The organism is Thalassospira sp. MCCC 1A01148, from assembly GCF_001613795.1.
Classification (GTDB): domain Bacteria; phylum Pseudomonadota; class Alphaproteobacteria; order Rhodospirillales; family Thalassospiraceae; genus Thalassospira.
Genome location: NZ_LPVZ01000024.1, coordinates 74,183 through 100,174 on the forward strand (window position 1 = coordinate 74,183; position 25,992 = coordinate 100,174).

General features: G+C 53.6%; 22 protein-coding genes. 12 read left to right on the top strand and 10 right to left on the bottom strand.

Annotated elements, in window-relative coordinates:
• Positions 1-165: 165 nt before the first annotated feature.
• The gene (locus AUQ43_RS19360; RefSeq protein WP_062957956.1) at positions 166-1,191 is read left to right on the top strand and encodes a GGDEF domain-containing protein; all 1,026 of its coding nucleotides are present in this window, start codon (positions 166-168) and stop codon (positions 1,189-1,191) included.
• A gap of 210 nt (positions 1,192-1,401) precedes the next feature.
• Complete coding sequence (locus AUQ43_RS19365; RefSeq protein ID WP_062957957.1) at positions 1,402-2,436, top strand: hypothetical protein; 1,035 nt, start codon at positions 1,402-1,404, stop codon at positions 2,434-2,436.
• A 91-nt stretch (positions 2,437-2,527) separates the two neighbouring features.
• Here AUQ43_RS19365 and AUQ43_RS19370 read toward each other — a convergent pair whose 3' ends face one another.
• Both AUQ43_RS19370 and AUQ43_RS19375 read right to left on the bottom strand, forming a co-directional pair.
• The gene (locus tag AUQ43_RS19370) at positions 2,528-2,860 is read right to left on the bottom strand and encodes a hypothetical protein (protein ID WP_062957958.1); all 333 of its coding nucleotides are present in this window, start codon (positions 2,858-2,860) and stop codon (positions 2,528-2,530) included.
• Positions 2,861-2,987: 127 nt separating this feature from the next.
• The gene (locus AUQ43_RS19375; protein ID WP_062957959.1) at positions 2,988-3,611 is read right to left on the bottom strand and encodes a LysE family translocator; all 624 of its coding nucleotides are present in this window, start codon (positions 3,609-3,611) and stop codon (positions 2,988-2,990) included.
• A 634-nt stretch (positions 3,612-4,245) separates the two neighbouring features.
• Between AUQ43_RS19375 and AUQ43_RS19380 the strand changes: the two genes are divergently transcribed.
• The 7 genes from AUQ43_RS19380 to rodA all read left to right on the top strand — a co-directional run bounded on the left by AUQ43_RS19380 (position 4,246) and on the right by rodA (position 13,028).
• Complete coding sequence (locus tag AUQ43_RS19380; RefSeq protein WP_062957960.1) at positions 4,246-5,796, top strand: 2-isopropylmalate synthase; 1,551 nt, start codon at positions 4,246-4,248, stop codon at positions 5,794-5,796.
• A 249-nt stretch (positions 5,797-6,045) separates the two neighbouring features.
• Entirely contained in the window at positions 6,046-6,954 is a 909-nt protein-coding gene (locus AUQ43_RS19385) for an alpha/beta hydrolase (RefSeq protein ID WP_062957961.1), read from the top strand.
• A gap of 182 nt (positions 6,955-7,136) precedes the next feature.
• A complete protein-coding gene (locus AUQ43_RS19390; RefSeq protein WP_008892088.1) occupies positions 7,137-8,177 on the top strand; it encodes a rod shape-determining protein in 1,041 nt (346 codons plus the stop codon).
• A gap of 125 nt (positions 8,178-8,302) precedes the next feature.
• Positions 8,303-9,268 (top strand): rod shape-determining protein MreC, encoded by a 966-nt coding sequence (mreC, locus tag AUQ43_RS19395; protein WP_062957962.1) that lies wholly within the window; start codon positions 8,303-8,305, stop codon positions 9,266-9,268.
• Entirely contained in the window at positions 9,265-9,780 is a 516-nt protein-coding gene (mreD, locus tag AUQ43_RS19400) for a rod shape-determining protein MreD (RefSeq protein ID WP_062957963.1), read from the top strand. The genes mreC and mreD overlap by 4 nt, the downstream gene beginning before the upstream one ends.
• 164 nt (positions 9,781-9,944) lie before the next feature.
• The gene (gene mrdA / locus AUQ43_RS19405) at positions 9,945-11,861 is read left to right on the top strand and encodes a penicillin-binding protein 2 (RefSeq protein ID WP_062957964.1); all 1,917 of its coding nucleotides are present in this window, start codon (positions 9,945-9,947) and stop codon (positions 11,859-11,861) included.
• A gap of 3 nt (positions 11,862-11,864) precedes the next feature.
• A complete protein-coding gene (gene rodA / locus AUQ43_RS19410) occupies positions 11,865-13,028 on the top strand; it encodes a rod shape-determining protein RodA (RefSeq protein ID WP_062957965.1) in 1,164 nt (387 codons plus the stop codon).
• Positions 13,029-13,073: 45 nt separating this feature from the next.
• Here rodA and AUQ43_RS19415 read toward each other — a convergent pair whose 3' ends face one another.
• The 5 genes from AUQ43_RS19415 to AUQ43_RS19435 all read right to left on the bottom strand — a co-directional run bounded on the left by AUQ43_RS19415 (position 13,074) and on the right by AUQ43_RS19435 (position 17,743).
• Positions 13,074-14,540, bottom strand: a complete 1,467-nt coding sequence (locus AUQ43_RS19415) for a GGDEF domain-containing protein (RefSeq protein ID WP_062957966.1) — start codon at positions 14,538-14,540, stop codon at positions 13,074-13,076.
• A 48-nt stretch (positions 14,541-14,588) separates the two neighbouring features.
• A complete protein-coding gene (locus AUQ43_RS19420) occupies positions 14,589-15,653 on the bottom strand; it encodes an ABC transporter substrate-binding protein (protein WP_232310754.1) in 1,065 nt (354 codons plus the stop codon).
• Positions 15,654-15,972: 319 nt separating this feature from the next.
• Positions 15,973-16,173 carry a hypothetical protein gene (locus AUQ43_RS19425; RefSeq protein WP_062957968.1) on the bottom strand — a complete coding sequence of 67 codons (201 nt, stop codon included), beginning with the start codon at positions 16,171-16,173 and terminating at the stop codon, positions 15,973-15,975.
• A 236-nt stretch (positions 16,174-16,409) separates the two neighbouring features.
• Positions 16,410-16,751, bottom strand: coding sequence for an Hpt domain-containing protein (locus AUQ43_RS19430; protein ID WP_062957969.1), 342 nt, complete (start codon positions 16,749-16,751; stop codon positions 16,410-16,412).
• A gap of 101 nt (positions 16,752-16,852) precedes the next feature.
• Complete coding sequence (locus AUQ43_RS19435) at positions 16,853-17,743, bottom strand: phytanoyl-CoA dioxygenase family protein (protein WP_062958078.1); 891 nt, start codon at positions 17,741-17,743, stop codon at positions 16,853-16,855.
• A 124-nt stretch (positions 17,744-17,867) separates the two neighbouring features.
• On the opposite strand from AUQ43_RS19435, the gene cobD reads away from it, so the two are divergent.
• Positions 17,868-18,956: a threonine-phosphate decarboxylase CobD gene (gene cobD / locus AUQ43_RS19440; RefSeq protein ID WP_062957970.1), complete on the top strand. Its 1,089-nt coding sequence runs from the start codon at positions 17,868-17,870 to the stop codon at positions 18,954-18,956.
• An 18-nt stretch (positions 18,957-18,974) separates the two neighbouring features.
• On the opposite strand, the gene AUQ43_RS19445 is transcribed toward cobD, so the two are convergent.
• Positions 18,975-20,585, bottom strand: a complete 1,611-nt coding sequence (locus tag AUQ43_RS19445) for a sigma-54 dependent transcriptional regulator (protein WP_062957971.1) — start codon at positions 20,583-20,585, stop codon at positions 18,975-18,977.
• Between the two features lie 182 nt (positions 20,586-20,767).
• Between AUQ43_RS19445 and AUQ43_RS19450 the strand changes: the two genes are divergently transcribed.
• Entirely contained in the window at positions 20,768-21,073 is a 306-nt protein-coding gene (locus AUQ43_RS19450; RefSeq protein ID WP_062957972.1) for an STAS domain-containing protein, read from the top strand.
• Positions 21,074-21,076: 3 nt separating this feature from the next.
• The gene (locus AUQ43_RS19455; RefSeq protein WP_062957973.1) at positions 21,077-23,152 is read left to right on the top strand and encodes a SpoIIE family protein phosphatase; all 2,076 of its coding nucleotides are present in this window, start codon (positions 21,077-21,079) and stop codon (positions 23,150-23,152) included.
• An 11-nt stretch (positions 23,153-23,163) separates the two neighbouring features.
• On the opposite strand, the gene AUQ43_RS19460 is transcribed toward AUQ43_RS19455, so the two are convergent.
• Both AUQ43_RS19460 and AUQ43_RS19465 read right to left on the bottom strand, forming a co-directional pair.
• Positions 23,164-23,775: a hypothetical protein gene (locus tag AUQ43_RS19460; protein ID WP_062957974.1), complete on the bottom strand. Its 612-nt coding sequence runs from the start codon at positions 23,773-23,775 to the stop codon at positions 23,164-23,166.
• 149 nt (positions 23,776-23,924) lie between these two features.
• Complete coding sequence (locus AUQ43_RS19465) at positions 23,925-25,838, bottom strand: bifunctional diguanylate cyclase/phosphodiesterase (protein WP_232310755.1); 1,914 nt, start codon at positions 25,836-25,838, stop codon at positions 23,925-23,927.
• Between the last annotated feature and the right edge of the window lie 154 nt (positions 25,839-25,992).

A 25,992-nucleotide genomic window follows, 5' to 3' on the forward strand; every position in this document is an offset into this window, starting at 1 on the left:
CAAAGCCCCTTGCTTTAGACGATGATAGAGCAAGCCTAATATAAAAAGTATATGTTGCACCTAATTGTGCACGGGCAACCTAGAGCATCGGTTCGTAGCGATGCAGGGTTTAAGTTGGGACACGCTTGACTGAATGGATATGATATTCGGATCGGATAACAGGACGTGACAGCGACAACCAAGATCGCAAACCCACGCGACATCGCACACAGCGTTATGTCGCTTATTAACGAACTGAACCTGCAGCCCACGCCACAGGTTTATCACGTATTTTACAGCTATCTGACAGATGAGGTTCCCGAACTCAGCCAGTTGATCAAGGTCCTGATCCGCAATACGCAGGACCTTGATGAAGAGACAGTGTTTCGGATTTACCACAAGTATCTTGGCACCCATGCCATGCAGCAGCATCTCAAACAGGGGGTCGAGGGGCTGCAATCTGCTGTCGAGCGGGTAGAGATGGCCGTCACATCGGTCATGCGGGAAACGGATTCTTTCTGTGGCGAAATTGATCTGGCGTCACAACAGTTGCTTTCGGAAGACATCACCTTGCAGGAAGCACGGTCGGTCAGCCGCAACTTGTCAGAAAAGTCCAGTCAGGCACGTGACTCTTTTAATTCGTTCAATGGCAGCCTTGAAGAATATCATCAGGAAGTTCTTCGGGTACGCACAGAGCTTGAGCTCGTTCGCCGTGATGCCCTGACCGATACGCTGACAGGAATTGCCAACCGCAAGAATTTTGACAACTCATTGCGCGATGCCGTGACCACAACCATGGAATCTGGCGCGCCACTGTCACTTTTGATGATCGACATTGATCACTTCAAGGAATTCAATGACAATTTCGGTCATCGCACAGGTGACGGTGTCCTCAAGGCTGTCGCACGGGTTTTGGTCAGTTCCACAAAAGGGGCCGATACCGTTGCGCGATATGGCGGTGAAGAATTCGCAGTCATCCTGCCCGAAACATCGCCCGAGAACGCGGCCAAGCTTGCCGACAAGCTGCGACAAAACGTTTCAAACCAACACATTATAAACAAAAAAACCGGCAAGGATTTCGGCAAGTTAACCGTTTCAATTGGCTTGACGGCCTACCAACTTGGAGAGAATATACTGGAGTTTGTTGACCGTGCAGACAACGCTCTTTATATGGCCAAGCAGGGCGGCAGAAACACCTGTATTCGGCAATAGAAGTGCCGTCGCGGCAAACATTGAGACAGGACATGAACGAGTGCATCTCTGAAAGCAGAGAGACCGAAAACAAGAACAAAATCAACGCAAGACACCGAGCTAACACAGTGTCCGAATAAGCCAAAAGAACAGAACCGATGACCTAACAATCGGGCCTGTCATGTACAACATAGTAATGTGGTGCACCGGCTTTGCAGGGCGGAGAAGCAGATGAAGACACCTAATAGCGAACGTAAGATCGAGCTTGAGCACAAGATTTTCAAAACGTTCGAAGAATGCCATTTTCAGAAGTCTGACATCTCAGACGAAGCTCTTTTTGTCCTGAAAATGGCAGAAGGATCAGTCGTGTCTTTGCCGCTGAAAGCGATTTGCCGGGAATTCGATATTGATCCTGAATCAAAAGATGGCGATCTGATCAATCTGATCGACAAGGCGCTCAACTTCATTAACGTACTGCGCCCCGGCGACAACCTGCCGCGCGAAGTGCTGACGGGTGAAGCATCATGGGCAGTTGACGAAGATCACAAAGCGATCGCCTATAACCGTATCACCATGCAGCTGGTAACGTGGATGTCGGGGAGCGAGGAGCTCATTACCGACCCGGACGAGCTGATGCAGATCGCCGAAGATCCGAACACCAAGAAAAAGATCAACCAGGCCTTTGACGAAGTTGCCGAAAAACTTGGCATGGGCAAGGAAAACCGCGAAGAAGTCGTCAACCTGGTCCACCAGGTTGCTGATGAGCTGTCATACATCGAAACCCTGCGTGTGAAGTATCGCAAGATCCTGATGGTGGATCGCAAACTGCAGGAATTGCGGCGCATCTATGCCCATGAAAAAGGTGTTCTGGAAACGGTCACGCAGGCCATCCGGCTGCTTGATGATGCCAAAAAGAAGTTCGAGAACACCTTTGACGAGCTTGATGCCAATACCGGCGAGATCATGTCGGTTCTGCGTAACTTCACGTCCCAGCGCCAGTATATCCGCAGCCAGCGTGATGACCTTTACAAACGTCTGCGCGCTTGGCAGCCGCTGATCGAACAATGGGAAGAACTTGAACTTGAACGTGGCCCGCAGGCCGTCAACCTGGTCAAGCAGACATACCAGTTCCTCGCCCCGCGTTTCATGAAGGTCAAAGAATGGCTTTTGATGACCAAGGTGCAGGATGGTGTCTCTGAACAGCACAGCTTCAAGAATGAAGACGAACGCATGGGCAAGCTGAAAGGCAAAATGATGCAGTGGTAGCCGTCCGCTATCCGCCACGACAGAATTGAAAAGGCGCGCTGATTAGCGCGCCTTTTTCGTGTTTGCTTCGGGTCCGGACATCAAAATCGCCCTAGCGGGTCTGTTCCCCGGTCATCGTGATCTTAAGCGCCACATGATCATCAAGGACGGCAATTGACTTGGCCGCATTGGCCGGAACCGGGACTTTGCGATCAATACAGTATGCAATCATTGCTGCTGCCAGTTCGGCACCTGCGGTCGGCACAATAGACGTTTGCCCTTCATCAGACTTAATGGTCAGACGCGCAATGACTTCCGGTTTACGTTCAATTTCAAAGCTGCTGATCTGGCCAGCCGGAAGCGCCTTCCCGGTCCGTCGACTATGGGCCAGTATTGACTTGATCAGTTCGCCGTCCTCAAAAACGATACAGCGTATTTCACGCATGGTCGAATATCCTCAAACAGTTGTTTGATTACATATTGTTATGTTGATACGGCAAAACAAACATCAAATGTACAATTGTATTAGACAAAATTCTCTGCGCTTGCTGAAAACACACCCATCCGCGTGATCAGCTGCTTGCCAACCAGACACCCACCCCGATCATCAGGGTCCCGGCAACGCGGTTAAGCACCCGCACATTGCCGCTTTTTTCAAGGAATTTACGCAGTGACCGCCCACCCGTCGCATAGAGCGTCATGCAAATCAGCTCTGTGACAAGGATGATCGCGACCAACACCGAAAGCTGTGGCGCGATGGCGTGCTGCAAACTGATAAAGGGCGGCAAAAGGGAAATCATGAACGCCCATCCCTTGGGGTTGGCAATCGCCGTGACAAAGCCCTGGGCCGCCAGCCCGAATGGTGTTGCTGTCTTTGCACCTTCGACTTCGGCCGATATCGCCATCCGGCCACGCGAACGCCACAGCTGGATGCCAAGCCATGCCAGATAAGCACCGCCAATATATTTGAAGACCGCAAATACCGCCGGGTACTGCAACATCACGGCCGCCACACCAAGTGCGGAGGCGACGACAACAATCCCGACACCAACCAGCTCGCCCATCATCATCCAGAGCGTACGCTTCAAACCGATCGTCATGCCAAGTGTCAGGGCAAGCGTCATGCACATACCTGGCGTAATAGAGACAAAAAAGGCCGTGGGGATAAAAGCCCCGATCAACGACAAACTCAGCATAAAGGTTCCTGTGGCTGGGGTGGCGCCCGGTCCTGACTGTCATTTTGGGGCATGACATTGTCAGTCCGGAAATCACTAACCGATAACTGAAATGCCGACCAGCCTCTTTTTGGTATGGCCGCAATCACTTCCGCGCGAACACGGCTGCGCGCGGGAACTACGCCAACGCACTGCCCCCGCGAAACAGCGGCTTAAAACAGTGGTTCTGCCGAGATGCCACTAAATTCCACTCAAAAAACAGACCAAAAGGTACAAAAATTACTTGACCTGAAGGGGCCCCGCGACGAAATTGGGGGCGTCGCCAGCCAAGGCTGGTATTTGAAGCCAATTGATGAAGACCGATGACCGCAGACATTTGCAACATTGATGCATATGCCAACCGTGCCGAAGCCAGCGCTTCGCGCACCCTTGTGCTGTCTGCCCTCAACCTAATTTCCGGTCTCCTTGGTCTAGCAGAGCTAGGCGCTCTACGACTTACTCGCCCCTGAGCGAACCATGCCGGCCCGGATCATACACAAAACATGTCGATCCACTAGCCGCAGCTCAGGGGAAAAAGTCGCGCCAGATGGCCCGCACTCCTTCCAGACAGAATTCATATACCGGGCAAAGTCCCGAATGATCAGGAAACAAGACAATGGCTAGTGCAAACGACAATCGCGTCATCATTTTCGACACCACCTTGCGTGATGGGGAACAGTCCCCGGGTGCATCGATGACGCTCGATGAAAAACTGCGTGTGGCGCAGGCACTGGCGGAACTGAAGGTTGATGTCATCGAAGCAGGCTTTGCCATCGCATCGAATGGCGACTTCCAATCCGTCAACGAAATCGCAAAACAGATATCCGGCCCGACCATCTGTTCTTTGGCCCGTGCCGCCAAAGGTGACATCGAACGCGCGGCAGAGGCGCTGGAACCGGCTGAAAACAAACGCATTCACACCTTTATCTCCACCAGCCCGCTGCACATGAAATACAAATTGCAGATGGAACCGGAACGCGTTCTGGAGAAGGTGATCGAAAGCGTGACCTTGGCACGCAACTTCACCGACGATGTCGAATGGTCCGCAGAAGATGGTTCACGTACCGAGCACGATTTCCTGTGCCGTTGCGTTGAAGCTGCCATTGATGCCGGTGCAACCACGATCAACATCCCGGATACCGTCGGCTACACCACGCCGACCGAATATGCCGAACTGATGAAAATGCTGATCAACCGGGTGCCGAACATCGACAAGGCCATTCTGTCGGTCCATTGCCACAACGATCTGGGCATGGCAGTTGCCAACTCGATCTCGGCGGTGAATGCCGGTGCGCGTCAGATCGAATGCACCATCAACGGTCTGGGCGAACGTGCTGGTAACGCGGCACTCGAAGAAATCGTTATGGCGATCAACACCCGCAACGACGCCTTCCCGTTCACCACGGGGCTGGACACAACCAAGATCATGAGCGCATCACGTCTGGTATCAGCCGTTTCCGGCTTTGTCGTTCAGCCAAACAAAGCCATCGTCGGTGCAAATGCCTTTGCCCATGAAAGCGGCATTCATCAGGACGGTTTCCTCAAGAATGCCGAAACCTACGAGATCATGAAGCCGGAATCGATTGGCCTGAACAAGTCCAGTCTGGTGATGGGCAAGCATTCCGGTCGTCATGCCTTCAAGGAAAAGCTCAAGGAGCTGGGCTTTGCCGAGTTGGGCGCAAACGCCATCGAAGATGCATTTGCGCGCTTCAAGGAATTGGCCGACAAAAAGAAAGAAGTCTATGACGACGATATCGTCGCACTGGTCGATGACGGCTTGCGTGACAACGAACATATCAAGTTTGTTGGCCTGACCGTTACCTGCGGCTCCAAAGGCCCGCAGACGGCAGAACTGGAACTGATGGTCGACGGGGAAACCCGCAGCGCCAAAACGACCGGCGACGGTCCGATTGATGCGACCTTCAATGCCATCAAGGAAATCTATCCGCATGACTGGCGTCTGAAGCTCTATCAGGTGCACGCCGTAACCGAGGGCACCGATGCGCAAGGCACTGTAACGGTCAAGCTCGACGGGGAAGATCGCACAGTGGTTGGCAATGCATCGGACACCGACACGGTTGTTGCGTCGTGCATCGCCTATGTGACTGCCGTCAACAAACTGATCGACAAAAGCAAGAAAACCGCACCGGACGCCATGGCTTCCTAGGCGGCACTCTGATCAATGACATTTCGAAAGGGTGGCGATTTCGCCACCCTTTTTTGTTGCGTCGCGCGGTCCGGGTGGCGGGAAATTCAACAACCGCCCCAGCAATTTTAGCACACTCATTCAGATGGCCTCGCATACTGACCACTGACCGGAACAACCACGCATCCCGATCCCACCATTATCCGCCACACTGATGTTGTGATATGCTGCTTTAACCTCATCAGATAACTTGGCAGAGGGGATGTGCATATGTCTGTGAACATACGCCCTGAACGGCTGGTGGCAGTACTTGCCATATCAGTTGCAGTGGCTGGCCTTTTGCTACCTTTTAAGGTGCCTGCGGCAACGCCAGTCGATACCACTCCCCAGGCGGTTACGATCCCGTCCCTGCCCTATCCGCAAAGCGGCCTGCGCAAGCGTTTGGCTTCAATGGGGAAACCCGTTCCACCCGTTGATGAAAGCCTGCAAGACGATATTCCGGGTCAGTACTTTCCGCCGCAAAACGATGATGCGAAGAACATCGGCCAACACCCGGCTGTTGTGGCCTTGCCCGACTGTGACGGCAGCTTCCCTGATGACTGGGTCCGGATTTTGCAGTCCCACGGTATGGGAGTGCTGTTAATTTCGCCAAACGAAGCCCATCCATCGCAGGCCTATTGCAGCGAAGGGTCCCTTGAGGCACCAAAACACGGGCTGACCTATTGGGCGTTTGATGCAATCAGTGCATTACACTATCTGGTGGGGATGGATGGCATTGATCCTGAACGGGTGGCGATCTTTGGCTATGGCTATGGTGCTGGCGCTGCACAACTTGCGATTTATCGCAAAGGACACGCCAAGCACTTCGACCATCATTTCAGAACACTTGTCGGATTGCGTCCGCAATGCATGTCGGAAATGGACAATTTTGTGCCCAGCCTTTTGATCGGCCTTAAGGATGATCCGTTCAATCCACCCGCATGGTGTCACTGGCGCATGGATCGCGACCTTTTGCCAGGCCGCTCGAATGTCAGCTTCGAGGTCATCGAAAGCGGTGAAATAATTGAAAAACAAGCGACTCGCAGAACGCTTTCTGTTGAAAGCAGCGCTGTCATTGTCACCATGGTCACGGAATTCCTGTCGAAAATGGGTATGGCAGGCGATAGCACCCGAAATTGAATTTACCCGCCAAGACCATATTCCTGATCATGTTTTTTCCGCCTTGATTGAGGAAAATCGTGCGCCTTAATTATTCCTCAATCCCCTGCGCAGATTATTCGTGCATCGGCTTAATCGTTGCGCTATCAAAGCCGGTACGTTCGCATTGAAGATTTTACTATTAACCGGGGCATAGGGCAGGAATGTTTTCCAAGCTTCTTGGGGTTTTATCCTCCGACATGGCGGTGGATTTGGGCACCGCTAACACACTGGTTTACGTCAAGGGCCGTGGCATTGTCCTGAACGAACCATCCGTGGTGGCCATTACCGACGAAAAAGGCAAAAAGCAGGTCCTTGCTGTTGGTGAAGAAGCCAAGCAGATGCTCGGTCGTACCCCGGGGTACATTCAGGCGATCCGCCCGCTGCGTGACGGCGTTATTGCGGAATTCCACATCGCCGAGGAAATGATCAAGCACTTCATCCGCAAGGTCCACAACCGCCGCAACTTCGCAAGCCCGGAAGTCATCATTTGTGTGCCATCTGGTTCGACCGCAGTTGAACGTCGCGCCATTCAGGAAAGTGCTGAAAGTGCTGGCGCGCGCAAGGTTTGGCTTATTGATGAACCGATGGCTGCTGCAATCGGCGCCGGACTTCCGGTGACGGAACCGACCGGCTCCATGGTTGTTGATATCGGCGGCGGCACCACCGAAGTTGCGGTTCTATCGCTGGGCGGTATCGTCTATGCCCGTTCGGTCCGTGTTGGTGGTGACAAAATGGATGAAGCGATCATTGCGTACATCCGTCGCACGCATAACCTTCTGGTTGGTGAAAGCACCGCCGAACGCATCAAAAAAGAAATCGGTTCCGCCTGCGCCCCGGATGATGGCGATGGCGCAACTGTTGAAATTCGTGGTCGCGACCTGATGAATGGCGTCCCGAAAGAACTGCTGATTTCTGAACGCCAGATTGCAGAAAGCCTTGCAGAGCCGGTATCGGCAATCATCGAGGCGGTAAAAGTCGCCCTTGAACAGACCCCGCCGGAACTGGCTGCTGACATCGTGGACAAGGGTATTGTCCTGACCGGTGGCGGCGCGATGCTTGGCAACCTTGATTACGTGCTGCGTCACGCAACCGGCCTTCCGGTTTCGATTGCAGATGATCCACTTTCCTGCGTTGCACTGGGCACCGGTCGCGCACTCGAAGAAAAGAAAATGCTGCGTAACGTTCTGCACACAGCATACTAAACAAGGTCGACTAAATTTTTAATCACCGGGTCGTATCCTTACTGGACGCGACTCGGTGATTTCGTTATGGTTGAATATCCCGCACGGGATGCAGAACAACTTCTTGGGAATTCGCGGGGAATACATTGGCACAGCATGGTGGTCCGCAGCAGCGTATCTTTTCGCCGTTACGCACGGCCCTTCACCGCTTCGCTTTTATATTGCTGATTTTCTCGGCCTTTGGCCTGATGCTTCTGGGCAAGGCCGATACGGTTTTGATCGAACGGATCCGGGCGGCCTCGGCCGACCTTGTCTCCCCGGTTATGAACATCGTTTCCCGCCCTGCGGCCAGTATCAACGAACTCACCGACAAGATATACAACCTTGCACATCTCTATGAAGAGAATGAGCGTCTGCGCCGCGAAAACCAGCAATTGCTGGCCTGGCAGCAAGCCGCACGCAATCTGTCGCACGAAAATGCCCGCCTGCGCGAACTTGCAACCTATACATCACCACCGGCATTGAATCTGGTGACATCGCGGGTCATCGCCGATATGGGCGGTGCCTATGCGCACAGTGTGATGATTTCTGCCGGATCGCGTGACGGGGTTACCAAAGGTCAGGCCGTAATTTCCGATGAAGGCCTTCTTGGCCGCGTTGCCGAGGCAGGCTATCAGGCATCGCGGGTACTTCTGATTACCGATATCAACTCCCGCGTGCCGGTTGTGGTTGAAAACTCTCGTGACCGTGCGTTTTTGTCAGGTGACAACACCAACCGACCACTTTTGACGTTCCTGACTGCGGATGCAGCGGTCGCGCCGGGTGATCGTATTCTGACGTCAGGTCACGGTGGCGCATTCCCGCCGGGTATTCCGATCGGGATCGTGTCATCGGTTTCAGAAAACGCCGTCCGGGTGGCCCCGTTGTTCCGACGCCATCAACTGGAATACCTGCGCGTGGCCGATTATGGTCTTCAAGGAATTCTGAGCGAAGAGCGCATTCGTCAAAGCCACCCGACCAAGGACGAGAACACCACAGAATTGTCACCAGATATTCCTGATGGTGTTGGCATCGTACCGGCCGCGCCTGACACGGCAGGGGAAGCCCAGTGAAACCCGGCGTCTGGCAACGACTGGACATTATTGCGCGCGGCCTTTTTCCTGCCTTTAGTGTCTTTGTTCTTTTGCTGATCAACCTTTTGCCGATCAGTGTGCCGCTCCTATCGACAGCCTCGCCAGCGCTGGCATTGATGGCTGTGTTTTACTGGTCTGTGAACCGCCCCGACCTTTTGACGGGTGTCACAGCTTTTCTGCTTGGCCTAGTGCAAGATCTGTTGATGGGGTTGCCGCTTGGTGTCAGCCCGCTTGTGCTGTTGCTGGTGCAGACCGGATCGGCTAGTCAGGGGCGTTTTTTCCACAACAAGCCATTTAGCGTCATGTGGTGGGGCTTTGCCCTTGTTGCCATTCCGGCTCTTCTGGTTCAGTGGCTGCTCAGTTCCGCACTTATTGGCGCATTGCTGCCGATTAAAGCAACCCTGATCAGCTATGTTCTGACGGCCGTGCTGTTTCCGATTGTTGCCTGGGTTCTGGCGCGTGCGCAAAACAGTCTTCTGCGCTACGTTTGACAGCCTTGCACGAACGCGAAACTGCGCAATATTGATGTTTTGGCAACTGCTATCCACTATGTTTACAGAAGGTGGTTTTATTCCCTGTTCAAGCGCGATAAAACCAGCCCGAAATTGACCACCCGACTTTAAGGTCGCTGACGAAAAACAGGTATCCATCGCCCATGTGGCATCGTGACTCAGACCGTTTCAGATTATTCACCCGACGCGCCCTGATGCTGGGCGCGGGCAAGGGTGTTTTGCTGACGGGTCTGGCCGCACGGATGTACTACCTGCAGGTACTTGAAAGTGATCGCTATCAGACACTGGCAGACGAAAACCGTATTTCGCACCGCCTGCTGCCGCCGCCGCGTGGGTTGGTCACCGATCGGTTTGGTATTCCTCTGGCGGTAAACCGTCAGAACTATCACATCATGATCGTGCGCGAACAAACACCTGATGTTCGCCGCACGCTTGAAGTCCTTGATCAGATTATTGAACTTGGCCCTGATACCATCGAGCGCGTCGAACGTGATGTTGCGCGCCGGCGTTCCTTTGTCCCTGTTACCGTGCGCGATAACCTTACATGGGATGAAGTCGCCCGCGTTGGTGTAAACGCACCGGATCTTCCGGGACTGATCATTGATGCCGGACGATCCCGCGACTATCCAGAAGGCCCGCATCTTGCGCATACTCTGGGGTATGTCGCCGCCGTCTCGGAAAAGGAACTGACCGGCGATCCGCTGCTGGAACTACCCGGCTTTACGATTGGCAAAAGCGGCATTGAAAAGGTTTATGACCTTGCACTGCGCGGCACGGCCGGAACAAGTCAGGTCGAAGTCAACGCCCTTGGTCGTGTCATTCGTGAACTGGAACGCGAGGAAGGTGACAGTGGCAACACCGTTGTCATGACACTGGATCTTGAATTGCAGCGTTATGCCAACCAGCGCCTGTCAGACAAGGAAAGTGCGTCCGCAGTCGTCATGGACATCCACAGCGGCGAAGTACTGGCGCTTTCGTCACATCCGACCTACGACCCGAATGCCTTTACCAATGGTATTTCGCACAAGCTGTGGAACAGCTTGGTCAACAACCAGTATGCACCGCTGTCAAACAAAGCCGTTAACGGCACGTATGCGCCGGGTTCAACATTCAAGATGTGCGTCGCGCTTGCTGGACTTGAAGCAGGCATTATATCGCCCAATCAGAAGTTCTTCTGCAACGGGCATCTTGATCTTGGCAATGCACGGTTCCATTGCTGGAAACGCGGCGGTCATGGCTGGATGAATATGCATGATTCCATCAAGCATTCATGCGACGTCTACTATTATGAAATATCCCAGAAAATCGGGATAGACCGCATTGCGGCAATGGCGCACAAGCTTGGCCTTGGCGAAGATACCGGCATTGATCTTCCTAACGAACGCAACGGCCTGATCCCGACCAAGGACTGGAAAGAAATCCAGTTGGGTAAACGCTGGCAAGGTGGTGAAACACTGATCGCCTCTATTGGGCAGGGCTATGTTCTGGCAACGCCGCTGCAACTGTGCACGATGACCGCACGGCTGGCATCGGGCAAGGCAGTTCGCCCACATTTGACCCGTGACAAGGTGACCCCCGACGGGGTTACCAGCCGTGAAGTAGAAGAGTTCCCGGAACTTCAGGTCAATCGTGCGCACCTTGCACGCGTTCGCGACGCCATGAATGGCGTAACAAACGAGTTGCGGGGCACAGGGTACCGCGCCCGAATAGACATCAAAGGCATGGAAATGGCCGGCAAGAGTGGCACCAGTCAGGTTCGGCGTATCACCATGCGTGAACGTCAGACAACCGGCGTGCTTGATAACGATGTATTGCCGTGGAAATACCGCGACCATGCCCTGTTTGTCGCATTTGCGCCGGTAGACAATCCGCGCTACGCCTGTGCCGTGGTTGTCGAACATGGTGGGGGTGGCTCAAGTGTTGCTGGACCAATTGTCCGTGACCTGCTGCAAAAGGCACAGGAACTTCAATCTGCGCGCCAGGGCATCTCGGCAGCCAACCAAGCCAACAGTGCAAGCCTGCGCCGCAATCCTGCCCAAACAAATCAGGGCGAGGGTTAAGCAATGGCCATGAGCAAATATCGCATTGGCGAAGATCCGGATTATGTTCCCATCGGTCGACGGTTGCTGTTGCTGAACTGGACACTGGTGCTTCTGATCGCTGCGCTGTCAGGGATCGGCTTTGCCATGCTGTATTCTGCGGCCAACGGATCGCTGCAACCATGGGCGGAACGCCAGATGATGCGCTTTGCCGTTGGTGCTGCGCTGATGATCATCATCGCAGTCACTGACATACGAATCTGGCTAAGACTTGCCTATTTCTCCTACTTCGTCGCACTTGTGTTGCTGATCGGGGTAGAGATCAAGGGTGACATCGGCATGGGGGCCCAACGCTGGATCAATCTGGGCTTCTTCCAGCTGCAGCCATCCGAATTGATGAAAATATCCCTGGTACTTGCCCTTGCCCGTTACTTCCACGGCTTGACGCCCGAGGATGTCGGGCGCATACCGCTTTTGATCCCGCCAATTCTGATGGTTGCGGCCCCATCGGCGCTTGTGTTGCGCCAACCCGACCTTGGCACGACATTGCTTTTGATTGCAGGTGGTGGCGTAATTTTCTGGCTGGCCGGTGTGCGGGTATGGAAATTTGCCCTGGTTCTGGGCAGTGCGCTTGCCGCTATTCCAATTGGCTGGCAATTCCTGCGCGAATACCAGAAAAACCGTGTCCTGACTTTCCTTAACCCGGAAAATGACCCGCTGGGTGCCGGCTATCATATTACCCAATCCAAGATCGCTCTTGGCTCTGGTGGGTTGTTTGGCAAGGGTTTCATGCTTGGCTCACAAAGCCATTTGAACTTCCTGCCGGAAAAACAAACCGACTTCATCTTTACCATGCTTGGCGAGGAGTTCGGTCTGGTTGGCGGAATGGCTTTGCTGGGTCTTTATGCGCTGGTGATCACATATGGCTATGTCATTGCATTGCGCTGTCAAAACCAGTTCGGTCGCCTTGTCGCAATCGGTGTGACCTCGACCTTCTTCCTGTATGTATTTATCAACATCGCCATGGTGATGGGGCTTATTCCGGTCGTGGGTGTGCCGCTGCCACTTGTGTCTTATGGTGGCACGGTGATGATGACCATTCTGGTCAGTTTCGGCCTGCTAATGAGCGTTTCAATCCATCGTGACATCCGTATTTCACGGCAAGGAAACGACGACGGCCGCAACTAAGTGCCCCAACAAGGATGTGCGGACCCCCGCCCTGCCACGCAGCGATCAGACGTCAGACGGGAACAGGTCAGTGAGCTCTGAAAGTTTGCTGAAATCTGCGAGTTTGCAACGGTTCCGGCCAGAGGCCTTGGCATCATAAAGCGCCCGGTCCGCAATCGAATACAAGATCCCCGATATATCTGCATCCACTGATGATCGCATGACCTCAAACCGCTGTACGATTTTCGGGTCAAACGCCTCCAACGCGGTTGGCGACGGCAAACCTGACACGCCAAAGCTTGCGGTAAAGGAAAGTTTGCTGCCGCCATACTCGACAATGGTGGCTTCAAGCGCCGAACGCAGGCGTTCGGCAAGGATCATCGCACCTTCAAGTTCCTCTCCGGGCAGCAAGACAGCAAACTCTTCGCCCCCCATACGCGCAGGAAGATCGATTGACCGCAAGGTCCTGCGAAGCACCTTCCCCAATGCAACCAGCACGGCGTCACCGGCCTGATGACCATGGGTGTCATTCAGTGCCTTGAAACGGTCGATATCAAGCAAAATAACAGAGACCGGGGTACCGTGACGACGCCAGGTCGAGATGGTCTCATCCAGTCTTGCCAGATACGCGCGACGGTTGGGCAATTCGGTTAATGGATCTGTCGATGCAATTACCTCAAGCTTTTGCATCGCTGCGTTCAGTTCCTGCGTCCTGAGTTTAACGCGCTCTTCCAGATTGGCTTTTTCGTCCTGCAATTCATCACGTGCCTTGCGTAACTCGCCAAGTTGTCCGCGAATCATGCCAAACAGTCCCACTGTCACAGAGCCCAATAACTGGATCTCGTCATCATGTCGATGATAGGGAGGCATCTTAAGGGGGCGACTGCTATTTGTCGGGTCCGAGTTGACAATATAGTTTCCAAGGCGAATGACGGGCCGGGAAAAAACAAAATAGCTCATGGCAGCGAAACACGCAGCCATGACCACAGCAAGAACCATCGTCGCCAGGAATGACCAGGAAAGACGCGTCATGTAGGCGCTGACATAGACCTGTGGATTGAGGTCGATCACCATTTCACCAATGGTGGTCACAGGGGTTTGGCCAGGGTCGCGCACCGGAACCGTGATCGTTTGCAACCCGCCAAACATACTCTCTGCCCAACGAGATGTCGGAATTTCGCCCGCTCGCCGTTTTCGTTCAAAGAAAATTCCGTCATCGGCATTGGTGAGGGTAACACGCGCGATGGAGCGGTTGTTAAGCATCCCGCGTACCATCACATCTGCGAGTTCGCGGTCACGTTGGGTCAATACCGCAGTCGCAACCGGCACACTTGATGAAATCAGACGCTGATTGCCCTGCTGATAAACACCATTAAGCCAATAGTAGTCCTGATAGCCACGGATTGCGACAATCAGCAGCCCGAGCGCGACAGCCAGGAGCAGCGAGTATTTCAACTGACGGGCCGCAATTGTGCTACCCAGTTTCAGGCCGGCAAGAGCATCTCCTTGCGTTTCATCAGTGTGTCTTGCCAACCGTATCGACCTCGTCTTCCTGATGGGGCTATCCGATGACGACCTTGATCATTCCTCTTGGCCGTCGCCGGGGTGCAATACAAAGTTATACTCTGTTCCGGGCGGGGAATTGGCAATACTAAATTCTTTAAAGTCCAGACTGCCCCAATCCCTGTTACCCAATACGTCCACGAAATAGGATATGTTATCGCGCGTAATGGCTTCCATCCTGAATGAGATTTCGGGATTCTCGTAGAGAGTTTCAACACCGCTAATGTAATCGTGAAGCAAGACCATTACCCATGCCCCGGCAAAAAAATGCCCGCCATGCGTCATGGTCATCTTGCCATCGGAAACTTTGCGCAAGCCATCCGGCGACCAATTCAGGCCGCCAACAAAAACATCTTTGCCGGGCCTGCGCCCCGCCTCCTCAAGCGCGGCAATCGCACCAAGCGCAATATCGTCGTTGGCTGCCCAAACGGCGTCAACACACCCGTCGCGCTTCAACCAGCTTTGGGTCTGGCGAAAGGCTTCGTCATATGACCAGTTGGCAACCAAACGGTTCTGTTCCCTGAGAAGTGGAAAACGGCTAAGGGCATGATCCAGTCCTTGCAATCGCTGCAACGAGGCTGGTGTCTTGCTATCTCCGGCAATCGATAGAAGACATAGCGGTTTGCGGTGCTGGTATTCGTTTTCAAGCCGTGCGCCATCAATCAGGGATTTGGCAATATCATAACCCGCTCGCTCATTGTCCGGCGTCAGGGTCAGTATCCAATTGGCAAAATCCTTGACCGGATAGCCATGTGCATCTTTCTGTTCCTGGGTCAGATCATTGAGCAACATGATCACCGGGATGTCGCGTTCTGCCGCTTCAAGAACAATCCGGGCTCCTTGCTGGTGCTCATTGACGGCAATGATGTAATCAGGGGCCGGATCAAGATCAAAAACCCTCTGTGCGCTTTCGATCATCATCTTGCTATCGCGGTCACAGTCGAACACGATCAATTCATACCCGAACTGATCGGCGGCAGCCTCCATGGTACCGCGCACATCTTTCCAGAAGCCGCGATCTCCATAACCCGGATTAATGAAAGCGACGCGCACCGGCGCATCTGAACGATCTGGTGTCGTCACTTGTGCGTGTGCTGGCATTACCAACAACGCAACCAGTCCCAAGAGAAAAAGCACGGCGTAGGGCTTCAAAACGGCTTCCTGTTTTTATTCTTGTTTCTATTGACCTTCGCCTCCGCTAGCGGATTTGCGTTGGCATAGCTCAATCTCCAGCGGCCTGACGCCTCTGAAAACACTGCAAACCTTACGCGCGACAACACCCGATTGACCGTCGGGTATCGTCCAACTCGATTGGCAGATTTACATATACATATGTATATAAACTCGGGGGAGCAGAATTGGAACCGGTACTTTACAATATCAAGATCGATTATCCAGCTTTTCAGCCGCCACCTGATTGGGTTTGTCGCAGCGCGGCAACCAATTCCTCGTTCGACATGTTGGCCCGGTTCTTGATCCCCTTCTGCGCGGCCAGATGATACAGGTCATCGCGGCGCCACTTGTCATAGGTCGGTGCTCCACGCAGGCGACGTGCAGAAGTTTCCTGATCAATTTCTCCAGAGAGTTTCTTATAGCTCGCCACTCTTGCCTCCTTTTTGGGACGGTCACAAGCAGTCTTGGCACCTGGCTCAACTCGGCTAAACTGAGGTGCATCAATATTTCATGTAGGAGGTGTTGCGGCATTTTCTATTGGCTGATGGTATTTTTCGCGGCCAGTCTGCCTAAACGGCTGAGAGGAAATAAAAAATAACGCACACGAAAACTGGCTTGGAACGCGCGGTTTGGCAGGGAACGCAATTAATTACGTCACAAGGCCGACTATTTGGTCGCCAGCAATTCCTGCATGGCCGCAAGCGTATCGTTCACGGACTGATCAAGCTGCTTAATCCGGTCATACAGTGGATCACCAAAATGACCGTCGAAGCTTTCAAGTGCGAGCGCCATTTCCGCAAGTTGATGTGCTGCCATGTTTCGCGCCATGCCCTTGATTGCATGTGCTGATCGATGAACGCCCTCAATATCCTGATTATCAGCCGCCGAGATCAGGAGTACTTTTTCTTCTTCGTAAGATGCTGGCAACAAATTCACCAGAAGCAGGACCTGATCCTTGCCAAGGGCGTCACACAATTCTTTAAACCGGGCGGTATCAATCAATTCCATTTGCACACCCTCTACGCGCTACAATCGTTATTATTGGCTTTCATACGACATTTCTCAACCCAACCGATCGCAGAGTCACACAAAGTAGTAGGCCGCGCAGATTATCTGGACACGGTTGCCTTGCATGCATTTAGCAACTGTTGCGCCCAAACCAAGGTATCCTGGTCGATTGATTGCATGTGCCTGTACTTTTCAAATTGTGCGGCAATCAAGGTCAGGCGCTGCAAAAAGGGCGGCGGATTGTCCAGTGCCAGCAATTCATCTGCAAGCGGATCAAATGCGGCGTTCTGAAATTCGAGTGACAGGCTGATCCGTGGTTCACTGGTATGGGGGCTGGCACGTCCTCCCCAGTGGTAAAGATCCTGCCGCCACCCCATGACTGCGCCGGGCTGAGCAGGAAGCGCACGAACATCCTGCAAAAGGACTTCATCAGGCGCTGAAACCGGCGCCCTGTAAGTCTTTTCAAAGTTTCGTGGCAAGACATACATACAGCCATTTTCTGGCGTCGCATTGCTAAGCGGCACCCACAGTGAAAGGCTGATCAACAGGTCATCCCCGATAACACTTTCACCCTGATAATCGCGATGCGGCGGCCAACCACTGCCATCTGAACGCGGATCGACATGCCACGCCCAGAAATGTGGTAGCAAAGCAACCTTGTCGCCCAAGAAGTGGCTCAGCAGCGGACGCAACCGGCGAAATACGCCCCACGCTTCGTCATACAGATAAATAAGGGACGGTGACATGCCATTTGCGACCAGTGTTTCAATACCCGCGCGCAGCCGCACAAGGTCGGAAGTCGGCAGAATATCGCGCAGCAGAAAGTAACCTTCATCCCAAAAACGATCCGAAAGCACATCCCGATCAAACCCACCGCAATCTGTGCCCGTTGCGGCAATTTCGGCCTTCACTGAGCCATCAGCAGAAATGGAAAGTTGCGGGTTAAGCTTCTGCCAAACCTGAATGTCGGTGGCATTTTGGGGTGTGATCATGGGAAAATGTCCGGTATTGAGTATGGCCGGACGATACGCAGCACTTCCTTTGATGGCAAGCGTGTTAAACGCCCCCGTCACAAGGCTTTCTGAACGACAACCGGGATCAGGCTTGGCACAAGACATGACAGACGACCAGACACAGTCCAGGCATCACACCCCGATCAATCACGGTGGTGCGATCGACACGGCGGCAAAGCGCTATAATATACCCGCAAAGAACTGGCTGGACCTGTCCACCGGGATCAATCCGGTTTCCTACCCGCCCGGCAACGTTGATCTGGCGCATTGGCAAAGGCTACCGCTCAGCGCGGAGCTTGATGCGTTAAAGCAGGCTGCCAAAGCATACTATCAAACACCGACGACCAAACACATTGTCTGCGCACCGGGCACACAGGCCCTGATCCAGAGCATTCCCTTCTGGCTTAAAGACCAAATGGTATCGACAGTGGAAACACGCGTACATGTCATGGGACCGACATATGGCGAACATGAACGCTGCTGGCTACGCGCGGGGTATCAGATTGATTGCCACCAAACCCGACCACAAGACAGATACGAAACGGCGAAGGCAATCCTTGGCACCGCAAAAGCAGGAACCGTTATCATACTGGTAAACCCGAACAATCCTGACGGCGCAATGTTCGCATCAGCTGATATTGTCGCACTTGGCAGCCTTGCAAATGCGCGTGGTTGCTGGCTGGTTGTTGATGAAGCCTTTATGGATTGCACGCCAGACCAATCGGTCTGCGCTGATATTGACCAGCTCCCAACCACCATTGTCCTGCGATCATTCGGCAAGTTTTTCGGACTGGCCGGCGCACGTCTTGGCTGTGCTGTCATGAACAGCGACCTTGCCAGCGATCTGGAAAGTCGCATCGGCCCATGGGCCATTCCCGGTCCGACAATCGTTGTCGGGACAAACGCGTTTTTGGACACGCATTGGCAAAAAGAAACCCGAACCCGCCTTGCCTCAGACGCCTTGCGACTGGATCAAATGGTGATAGGAAACAGCAAGTTGGTGCTATCTGGCGGAACAGATTTGTTTCGATACTATGATGGCGCAGCCTGTGGTGCCTTGGCCGATCATCTGGCGCAGCGGGGGATTTTGGTCCGGCTGTTTGATCATGATGTGAACAAGGTTCGATTTGGTCTGCCCGGCACACCATCCGACTGGAAACGCCTTGAAGATGCCATGGCCAGTTGGGTTTGATCCACTCGCCACCCGACCCTAGTGGTCGTCTTCTTCCCAGGACTGCTTTTTGCGATAGATCGTCGAAGGACTAACTCCCAACGCATCAGCAGCACGCGGGATCGATCCCCCGCAACGTTCAATTGCTTCTTCTATGGCCTGCTTTTCAACCAGCCAAAGGGGTTTTATCTCGCCAAGGGGGCTCCCGCCTCCGCCAAATGATGGTGGAGATAATTCAGTTCCGTCATCTGCGCCGACGCTCATACCAACGCTTGCGCCAAGCAGTTCATTGTTCCGGTCAGACCGATGGTTTTCAACGACCTTGCGCATCTGGCGCGCCCCGGCCAGAAAGGCAAGGGCTTCAGGGTCCCCTTCCCACAGGCGACCGGGCCTGCCCGGTTCACTGGAAACAACCGGGTGTGGCGGCGGGGCCTCAATCGTGCCCGACCCGAATTGATCACCGTCGGAGCCACTATTGACCGGCCGCGGCACCATCGAAAGCGTCACCTCGGTCCCGTTGTTCAACACAACGATGTTGCGGATAATGTTTTGAAGTTGGCGAATATTGCCCGGCCATGAATAGCGTGCAAAAAGCGCCGAGACTTCGGGACTGAACCGTTCAAAGTCGCGTCCCTCTTCGCGGGTAAAGCGCTGCAGGTAGAAATTGGCGATCTGCAGAATGTCGTTATCGCGATCACGCAGGGGCGGCATATGCAATGGAATGACGTGCAGCCGGTAATACAAATCTTCGCGGAACCGCCCGGACCGGACCTCTTCAAGAGGGTCACGGTTGGTTGCGCAGACAAAGCGTACATCGACTGTTTCAATCGAACTGCCACCAACCTTCTGGAATGACCCTGTTTGAATGAAACGCAGAAGCTTTGTCTGCAGATCAAGATCCATTTCACAGATCTCATCAAGGAACAATGTGCCACCGTCGGCACGGTGTGCAGCACCTTCACGGTCGGTAACAGCCCCGGTAAATGCCCCTTTGACGTGACCGAAAATCTCGCTTTCCATCAGGTCTTTGGGAATGGCACCACAGTTCAGCGGAATGAATGGCTCTTTCGCGCGTTCGGAACGACGATGGATCGCTTCTGCGGCAAGCTCCTTACCGGTGCCCGATTCTCCGGTAACAAAAACCGTGGCACGGCTCGGCGCGGCATTTTCGATGATGCGATAAATATCACGCATATTCTCTGAGCCACCGATGATGTCAAAATACATCTCGTCGGTATCAGTGTCTTGCGTTTGCTCATCTGGCGGCGACTGAAGTGTTGGCGCGCCTTTAACAGCGTTTGCAACAGTTTCGCGCAGCTTGTCAGCTGTAAACGGCTTTAGCAAAAAGTCCCATGCACCGTCACGCATCGCTTCAACCGCGATATTGATCGATCCGTGTGCTGTGATCACAACGATTTTGCATTTTGGTGCAATATTGGCCGCGGCGCGAAGCACTTCGCGGCCATCCATATCGGGTAGAACCAGGTCAAGAACAAGCACATCTGGCGGGTTCTGACGCAGCCGTTCGATCGCGTTGCTCCCATTTACAACGTGATCGACAACATGACCATCAGCACGCAGGTAATCCTGATACACGCGCGCCAACGACAGTGTATCCTCAACAATTACGATGCTTGCCTGCTCTGGCATTTTCTTGTTCGTATCCCGATATAATACTGTGGGTTAGCATACCGACAGTCTTGCTCATCCCACAACTACTAACATTTGTTGCAGTCACTACCCAAACCATACACAATCAGCTTAACGTTAAGAAAAGCATAGATATTACCGGGGTGTTTGCTCTGGTTACACGCGATAAGGGGAGTTCGGACTTGAACTACAAGACAGAATTTGCAGATGGCATCACCACCGTAGAAGTGACCGGTCGCTTTACTTTTGGAGACCATTCGAGTTTTCGCAAACTGATCGAAGAAGTCCGCGGGCATGAATCATCCACCCTTGTCCTGAACATCGCCGGTGTTGATTTCATTGATTCCGCCGGTCTTGGCATGCTGTTGCTTGCCCGTGATGAGGGCGAAAAAACAAACACCACTGTGACCTTGCGCGGTGCACAAGGGCAAGTCCGCCGCATGCTTGAAGTTGCGCGTTTTGACACCCTGTTCCGGCTGGAAGACTGATCCATGCCTGCTGGCGGTGAGTCCCGTGCAAAACATTTGATCGCTGTCGCGCAATCCGTTGCGCAAGAAGACGTTGACCTGCTTTTCGACAGCAAAAATATCTGGCACCGACCAGACGATACTTCCGTCAAGTATGCCTTCGGACCAACACCTGAAGACTTTTCAAGTCAAAGTCGGTTTTCGTTTTGCGTTCTGCCCTCTCAAGTCGGCCGTGACTGGCTTGGCAGTCTGATCCGCCTGAATTGTGAAGCCTTCGTCGAATGCTTTCCCGAACTGGACCTTGGTGACCTTGCGCCGGTTGCAGGCAAGAAGCCATTACCGAAACATGACCTTATGGTTTGTCTGTCCACGCGCAGTGCTTATCACCTGCCCGTGGCCCGCAAGTTTGTGACAAGCCTGCGCCATCGCGGACTGATTGGCGATAGCATTGCATCGTCGGTTGAAATGGCGGTGCAGGAAGCTTTTGCCAATTCTCTGATACACGGCAACCTGGAGCTTGATACAGGCGGCCATTTGTCCATGGACCGCTTCAAGGAGCTTGGCGAGGAAACAGAGCGCCGTCTTGCATCTGCGCATTACGGTGCACGTGCAATGGTTCTGACAGCACGACGACGCAAGAATGGTCATATCGTCATCACCATCAACGACCAGGGTAACGGCTTCATCCCGCCCGATGAAAAGGCGACAGCCAATATTGACCGCAAGGATACGACCTTTGGCCGGGGATTGCCCCTGATCAGGAGCCTTTGCCAGTCCGTCAATTTCCTGCGCGGAGGACGTACAATTGAACTGACTTTTGATGATGGCCAGACGGAAAAAGCCACACAAGATGCCGCATTTCTTACCGATCTTGAACGCCGACTGGCCACATCACCGAAGGCAGAGCTTCGGCTTCCACAGAACGCAACCATCCTGATTGCTGATGACACGATGTTATCGCGTGAAATCATTGCATCCTATTTGCGCGCGGACGGCTTTACCAATCTGGTATTTGCCAAGGATGGTGAAGACGCGATTGCCCAGATCAAGGAACATAATCCCGACCTGATTATCCTTGATATCATCATGCCCAAGCTGGACGGATATGCCGTATGCAAGGCAGTTCGCGCAGATCCGGCCTATGCCAAGACACCGATCATCGCGCAGACAGCACTTGAAGAAAACGAAGGCCGCACGCGAATTTTCGATGACGGTGCCACTGACCTCATTCTCAAGCCCCTAAACAAGGCCGAACTGATTGCACGTACGAAGATCCATCTGGAAAACCGCCTTCTCGTGCAACGGCTTCAGGCCTATCAGGAACGCACGCAGTCGGAACTGGAAATTGCACGCAACATGCAAGAAAACCTGAACCCGGCGCCCGAACATTATCGTGGTGTCGGGATGGATTACGGCATGCGCATCAGTGCGACATTCCAGATGTCCTCGGAACTGGGTGGCGACATGTGGGGCCTGGTCCCGATAGATGACCATCGGTTGGGGGTCTATATTGTCGATTTCGCCGGTCATGGACTGGGGGCCGCGCTTAACACATTTCGCCTTCATTCCCTGATCTGGTCAGAACAGCTCCATGAGCAGGCACCTGATGTCTATTTGCAGGTACTCAACCGCCACCTCAAGGGACTTCTGCCTGTCGGCCAATACGCGACCATGCTGTATGGTATCGTTGATCGGCAAAAGAACGTCTTTTCCTATGCCAGTGCTGCCTGCACGTCGCCGGTACTCGGCAACAGTGTCACGGGCGAGGCGCGCTACCTTGACGGATCCGGCGTGCCCCTTGGTGTTGTCCGCGATGCCCAATACGAAACACGTGAAGTGCCCTTTGACAAGGACAGTTTCCTTTTGCTTTACAGTGACGCACTGATTGAAACCACCCTTGATCATGGCCAGTTCCTGTGTGAGCAAGGCTTGCTTACGATGTTACAGGATACTGTTCTGGAAGGCGGGGCTGACATTGACCTGGCAGCCCAAATCGCGGACCAGTTCATGGACCGGGCACCAGCACAGCTTGATGATGATTTCACGATTGTTTCGTTGCAATCAGCCATGATCCCGGCCGCGACGGCCTCTAATCGCTAGGAAACTGGTTTTCAGGAAACGTAGCGCGCCGAACCGACACAAGAATGTACAAGGTCATCGAACGGCTCGACGTCCCCCCACAAGATTTGCCGACGATCCAAAGCGGGCTCTGCGCGTTTGGTGTCAGCCTTTCCAGAGCCATTCTGCATGCGACTTGATATGGCAGCGCGCACCAAATTGGCCAGCCCTTTGCGCGCGCCAGCATGATCCGGTTCAGAGGCAAGCACGGCACCAAGCTGATCAAGTGCACGCATTTTATCCCGGCACCCAAGAAGGTCTGCGGCAAGAACCCGCAATTCCCGTGCGTCCGGACGCAGACTGATGGCAATTTCAAGATGTTCAAGGCCAAGGTCGCGGCGTCCGGTCTGAATATAAACCCGGGTCAGGCCCAGATGGGTCGCGCCATCAAGATCATCAATCAGTAACGCGCGGCCAAAGGCATTTAACGCAAGTTCAGACAGACCAAGATCAAGCAATACGTGACCTAAAACCCGAAGACGGGCCGGCTGGTCTGGGAGGCTGTCGATAAGGTGACGCAGGCGGGTGCGGATTTCCGGGGCAAGATCAATCTCGCCCGCGACGGTCATTGCGGATGCATGCAAAGTTTCTGTCTGCGATGACATGGTCACGGCCCCGTTACCATCAAAATTCGGAACCGATGATCACGTCACTCTATGTCGATACCGGTTCGTCTTCTGACAGAGTACCGCCATCTGGTTGCGGGATTATTAACCGAGTCGCAGCCCGCACAATTTCATAAAAACCTATCGGTTTAGTCCTTCGATGTGCCCGCCAATCCATCAAGCCTGATGTCACGTTCCGGCTTTGCAAAGAAATAGCCCTGCATCAACCGTCCGCCCATCCCGGTCAGAACATCGCGTTGGCTTTCGCTTTCGATGCCTTCAAGAACACAGTCGATGCCAAGGTTCTGGCACATATCAAGTACTGTCTTCACAATGCGGCGGCTGCGCTCGCTATGCGGTATTGGGGCCACGAAAATGCGGTCGACCTTAAGCACATCAAATTCCAGCTCGTGGACATAGCGCAGACTGGAATAGCCGATACCGAAATCATCAAGGGCGATACGCGCGCCGTGCTCGCGCAGGTACCGGATGCTTGTGCGCGCTGCTTCGAAATCGCGCAAGAACGCGGTTTCGGTAACCTCGAATGTTAATCGACCGGGGTCGATTTTATGGTTTTTGATTTCATCAATCAGCCACTGGACGGTATCGGACAAAACAATATCGCGCGCAGACAGGTTGAAAGAGACCGGCAGTTTTTCAGGCCAGCTCGACATATCTCTGAGCAGTTTTTCAAACAGAACCCGGGTCAGGAAACTGACCTGCCCGGTCTTTTCCGCCACCGGGAAAAATGTCCCCGGCGACACCGGCCCCATCAAGACACTTTCCCAACGTGCCAGTGCCTCAACGGAACTGACCTGCCCGGTTTGAATATCGAAGACCGGCTGATAGTGCAGGCTAAGCTCCTTGGACAAGTCTGCCTTGCGAAGGGCCTGTTCGATCTGGGAGTCATGGCGGATCAATGTTTCATGATGGGCCGCAAAGAGAACGGCCTCACCACGTGCGTTCTTTTTGGCATGATACAGGGCAAAATCGGCCCGCTCGAACAAGCCATTCGGGCTGCGCGCAACTGTCGGATAGGTCGCAAACCCCAGCGAGGCAGAGACCTGAACCGTCACACCATTGAGGATGAATGGACGATTGAGGTCGTCACAAAGCTCCTTGCCGGTCGCCATCAACGCCATCGGGCTGTCATAGCCCTTGAGCAATACGCCGAACTCATCCCCGCCCAGGCGGGCCAGAAGCGTTTCCGGACCAAGAATCTTGCGAAGGCGCATTCCCGCTTGTTGCAACAATTCGTCGCCAGACGGATGCCCGTGGACATCATTGACCGGCTTGAAACCATCCAGATCGATCATCGCCACGGCGAATGTTTCATTGTCCGTGACCGAGTTAACAGTCTCTTCGAGGGTCGCAAAAAAGGCGCGCCGGTTCGATAATCCGGTCAAGGGGTCAATCAGTGCCAGCGCCTCATTCTGGCGTGACAAATCAATCATTGCCCGATGCTGCACCTCAAGATCGTTCTGGGTTTCAATCAGGCCCGCAAAGTTGGCGTAGAAGCTTCGGATAATCTGAACGATCATCACGGAAACCAGCGCCATGTTCACGGCGATAGCGACATAAACCTCATTGTCACTGGTCCCGAAAAAGATCACGAAAGTGCCCAGCACAATCCCCACCACCAGCAAGGCGGCAGGTGGAAAATTCACCAGACAGAAAATACAGCCAACAACCGTGATTGATATGAAATAGGCGACATGACCGCGTTGAAAGGCGTCGCCAAAACCGAACATGTAGATTGCCCATGCGGTAAACAGGACAGAGATGACGACCGCAAGAACCCTGATCCGCTTGAGGTGACGTATGCAGGCATCGACATTATCAACATCTACCCGCGCCCGGCCCCAGGCAATGGCACGCGCGATACAAATGACACCAAGCACAATCACCGAATGGATCGTCATCCAGTCCGGCGCCGTCCCGTAGTGGGTATAGGCAAGCGCCACCGCATTGGCCAGAAGCAACATGTAAAGGACGGGGATCTGACGTGTCAGGGCATTGACCTGGGCGCGCACCAGTTCCGGCTTGTCCGTCCGAATTTTCAACGTGTTTGCAAAACCTTGCCAGAAACTAGGGGCTGCCACTTATCCGAGACCTAATGCATTCTTTATCCTGTATAAAGATTATACAGGATAAACACATGCGAACATCCCCTGATTGTGCTTAGCCCGCAAAGATCGGCTGTTCGCTTGGCCCCTG

Bases quoted from the DNA above. Each gene is read 5' to 3' on its own strand.
- AUQ43_RS19390 (WP_008892088.1), top strand. From the start codon at position 7,137: ATGTTTTCCAAGCTTCTTGGGGTTTTATCCTCCGACATGGCGGTGGAT.
- rodA (WP_062957965.1), top strand. From the start codon at position 11,865: ATGGCCATGAGCAAATATCGCATTGGCGAAGATCCGGATTATGTTCCC.
- AUQ43_RS19380 (WP_062957960.1), top strand. From the start codon at position 4,246: ATGGCTAGTGCAAACGACAATCGCGTCATCATTTTCGACACCACCTTG.
- AUQ43_RS19385 (WP_062957961.1), top strand. From the start codon at position 6,046: ATGTCTGTGAACATACGCCCTGAACGGCTGGTGGCAGTACTTGCCATA.
- AUQ43_RS19375 (WP_062957959.1), bottom strand. From the start codon at position 3,611: ATGCTGAGTTTGTCGTTGATCGGGGCTTTTATCCCCACGGCCTTTTTT.
- AUQ43_RS19435 (WP_062958078.1), bottom strand. From the start codon at position 17,743: ATGATCACACCCCAAAATGCCACCGACATTCAGGTTTGGCAGAAGCTT.
- AUQ43_RS19455 (WP_062957973.1), top strand. From the start codon at position 21,077: ATGCCTGCTGGCGGTGAGTCCCGTGCAAAACATTTGATCGCTGTCGCG.
- cobD (WP_062957970.1), top strand. From the start codon at position 17,868: ATGACAGACGACCAGACACAGTCCAGGCATCACACCCCGATCAATCAC.
- AUQ43_RS19370 (WP_062957958.1), bottom strand. From the start codon at position 2,860: ATGCGTGAAATACGCTGTATCGTTTTTGAGGACGGCGAACTGATCAAG.
- AUQ43_RS19430 (WP_062957969.1), bottom strand. From the start codon at position 16,751: ATGGAATTGATTGATACCGCCCGGTTTAAAGAATTGTGTGACGCCCTT.
- AUQ43_RS19460 (WP_062957974.1), bottom strand. From the start codon at position 23,775: ATGTCATCGCAGACAGAAACTTTGCATGCATCCGCAATGACCGTCGCG.
- mrdA (WP_062957964.1), top strand. From the start codon at position 9,945: ATGTGGCATCGTGACTCAGACCGTTTCAGATTATTCACCCGACGCGCC.
- AUQ43_RS19365 (WP_062957957.1), top strand. From the start codon at position 1,402: ATGAAGACACCTAATAGCGAACGTAAGATCGAGCTTGAGCACAAGATT.
- AUQ43_RS19445 (WP_062957971.1), bottom strand. From the start codon at position 20,585: ATGCCAGAGCAGGCAAGCATCGTAATTGTTGAGGATACACTGTCGTTG.